This window comes from Burkholderia sp. LMG 13014 (genome assembly GCF_905232215.1).
Lineage (GTDB): Bacteria > Pseudomonadota > Gammaproteobacteria > Burkholderiales > Burkholderiaceae > Burkholderia.
In genome coordinates, this window is the sequence record NZ_CAJNKE010000675.1 from 1 (window position 1) to 2,949 (window position 2,949).

Here is a 2,949-nt window from a genome sequence, read left to right on the forward strand (position 1 = left end):
AGCCGGCGCGCCCGCGGTGCTCTCGGCCTTCAGCCGTTCGAGCTTCGCGCAGATCGTCGCGGCGGCTGCCGCGTCGGGTTCGGCGCTGGCACGGTAGTCGACGAGCTGGTCGGACAGCACGTCCTTGGTCTCGAGGAACGCGTCGACCATGTCCTTGGTCAGCGTCAGCTCATGGTTGCGCGCGCGGTCGAGCAGCGATTCGAGGATGTGCGTCGTATCGGTCAGCGCGGAAAAGCCGAACGTCGCCGCGCCGCCTTTGATCGAATGCGCGGCGCGGAAGATCGCGGCCAGATCCTCGGGGTCGGGCGAATCGACGTCGAGGTTCAGCAGCAGCTGCTCCATCTGCGCGAGCAGCTCATCCGCTTCGTCGAAAAATGTCTGGTAGAACTGAGTGATGTCGAGAGTCATGCCCGGTCCCGGGTTGAATGCGTCGCGTGAATGTCAGGAAGCGGCCGGCTCGGACAGCGTCGCGACCAGGTCGACCAGCACGGCGGGGTCGATCGGCTTCTCGATCCAGCCGGTCGCGCCCGCGTCGCGCGCGGCGTCCTTGAACGCGTCGCTGCCTTCGGTCGTCAACACGAGGATCGGCGTTTCCGTATAGGCGGTCAGCTGGCGCAGCGCGGCGATCACTTCGAGCCCGCTCTTGCGCGGCATGTTCTGGTCGGTCAGCACCAGGTCGTACGGCACGGTGGCCGCCAGGTCGAAGCCGGCCTCGCCGTCCGGCGCCACCGTCACGTCGTAGCCGGCCTGCATCAGCGTTGCCTGCAGCAGCGCACGCATGGTCGCGGAGTCGTCGATGGCGAGAATGGTTCGGATCATGTCAGCCTCCGCCGGGCCGCCCCAAGGAGGCTGACCGCCCCCGCGGGGGGCAGCGAACAAAGTGAGCGTGGGGGTCGTTTCATACGTGTCTCGGAATCTTGTAAACGTCAGGGTTTCGGCACGGAGACGGCGGACGCCGCGAGCGCCGGGCGCGCGGCCGGCGCCGGGGCCAGCTGCTGCGCGAGCTGCTGCGAACCGGCCGCATCGGCCGACAGCGTCGTGGTCGTCGCATCGTCGCGCATCAGCGCCTCTTCGGATTTGCGATTCAGCACGATCACGCTGATCCGGCGGTTTTCCGGATCGAGCGGGTCGGCCTTGTTCAGGTTCTGGGTCGACGCGAGGCCGAGCACGCGCAGCACTTTCGCCTCGTCCATGCCGCCGGCGATCAGCTCGCGGCGCGACGCGTTCGCGCGGTCGGCCGACAGCTCCCAGTTGCTGTAGCCGCCCTCGCCACCGGAGTACGGCACGGCGTCGGTGTGGCCCTGGACGATGATCCGGTTCGGCACGTCGTTCAGCGTCTTGCCGATCTCGCGCAGGATGTCGCGCATGTACGGCTCGACCTGGTCGCTCGACATCGCGAACATCGGCCGCTTCTGCGTATCGACGATCTCGATGCGCAGCCCCATCAGCGTGGAATCGATGCGGATCTGCTGCTTGAACTGGCGCAGCGTCGGGTTGGCCTCGATCGCGGCCATCAGCTTGATCTGCAGATCGTGCAGGCGTGCCTGCTCGAGCCGGTCCTGCGCGCCTTGCGCCTGCGACCGGGAATGCTCGTCGCCCACTTTCGCGAAGCGCTCGGCGAGCTGCGTCGTGCCGTCGGTGCGGCGCAGCGTGCCGGCGTCGATGCTCGACAGGTCGCGGCCGCCGCCGTTGATGATGCTGGAATCCTGCGAGCTGCGATCGCCGTTGCCGAACAGCGCGGCCTTCAGCGGCGTGTTGAAGTATTCGGCGATCCCCTTCAGCTGCACCGGCGTGACCGAACTCAGCAGCCACATCAGCAGGAAGAACGCCATCATCGCGGTCATGAAGTCCGCGTATGCGAGCTTCCATGCGCCGCCGTGGTGGCCCTTCTTCGCCGGGGCCACCCGCTTGACGACGATTGCGCGATCCTTGCTCTTGCTCATCGTGCGCTCCGCGTCACTTCGCCTTCACGCGGCGCACGTGCTCTTCGAGCTCGGAAAACGACGGCCGCTCGGTCGAGAACAGCACCTTGCGGCCGAACTCGACCGCAATCGCCGGCGCATAGCCGTTCAGCGTCGCAAGGATCGTCACCTTGATGCACTGGAACATCTTGGTCGACTCGGCGACGCGCTGCTCCGCGAGGCTCGCGAGCGGCCCGATCAGCCCGTACGACAGCAAAATCCCGAGGAACGTGCCGACCAGCGCCTGCGCGATCATCGCGCCGAGCACCGCGGGCGGCTTGTCGGCGGACGCCATCGTGTGCACGACGCCCATCACGGCCGCGACGATACCGAACGCCGGCATCGCGTCGCCGACGCGCATCAGTGCATGCGCGGGGCCTTCGCCTTCCGCGTGGTGCGTCTCGATCTCCTCGTCCATCAGGCTCTCGATCTCGAACGCATTCATGTTGCCGCCCACCATCAGGCGCAGGTAGTCGGTCAGGAATTCGACGATGTGGTGATCGGCGAGGATCTTCGGGTATTGCGTGAAGATCGGGCTCTTTTCCGGATCGTCGATGTCGGCCTCGAGCGTGAGCGTGCCTTCCTTGCGTGCCTTGGCGAGCAGCACGTAAAGCAGCGCCATCAGCTCCATGTAGACGTCCTTCGTGTATTTCGAGCCCTTGAAGAGCGTCGGCAGCACCCGCAGCGTGGCCTTGATGGTCTTGCCGCCGTTGCCGAGGATGAACGCGCCAACGCCCGCGCCCACGATCATCAGGATCTCGACGGGCTGGATCAGGGCGCCCAGATGCCCGCCTGCCAGCGCATAACCGCCGAAGACGGACAACAGCGTCACGAGTGTTCCCACGATAATCAGCACTGCCTGTCCCTCACGAATGACCGGCGGGGAGACCGCCGTTAAACAGGTTTACGGCAGTCGGCAGGAAAACTTTCGCGGCCGCCCGGCGGCGGCGCGGAGGTGTTTACCAGCAATTCGCAGACGATTCGCGCC

Annotated in this window: 4 protein-coding genes; all 4 read right to left on the bottom strand. The window is 66.3% G+C overall.

Annotation, left to right across the window (positions count from 1 at the left end; translation table 11 throughout):
* Positions 1 to 408, bottom strand: a 408-nt coding sequence (locus JYJ84_RS32895; protein ID WP_205190002.1) for an Hpt domain-containing protein, incomplete at its 3' end; no start/stop codon positions are given.
* Between the two features lie 33 nt (positions 409 to 441).
* Positions 442 to 819 (bottom strand): response regulator, encoded by a 378-nt coding sequence (locus JYJ84_RS32900; RefSeq protein WP_122944126.1) that lies wholly within the window; start codon positions 817 to 819, stop codon positions 442 to 444.
* Between the two features lie 107 nt (positions 820 to 926).
* Positions 927 to 1,943 carry a flagellar motor protein MotB gene (motB, locus tag JYJ84_RS32905; protein ID WP_175222287.1) on the bottom strand — a complete coding sequence of 339 codons (1,017 nt, stop codon included), beginning with the start codon at positions 1,941 to 1,943 and terminating at the stop codon, positions 927 to 929.
* A 13-nt stretch (positions 1,944 to 1,956) separates the two neighbouring features.
* Positions 1,957 to 2,817, bottom strand: coding sequence for a flagellar motor stator protein MotA (gene motA, locus JYJ84_RS32910; RefSeq protein ID WP_011350592.1), 861 nt, complete (start codon positions 2,815 to 2,817; stop codon positions 1,957 to 1,959).
* Positions 2,818 to 2,949: the final 132 nt, after the last annotated feature.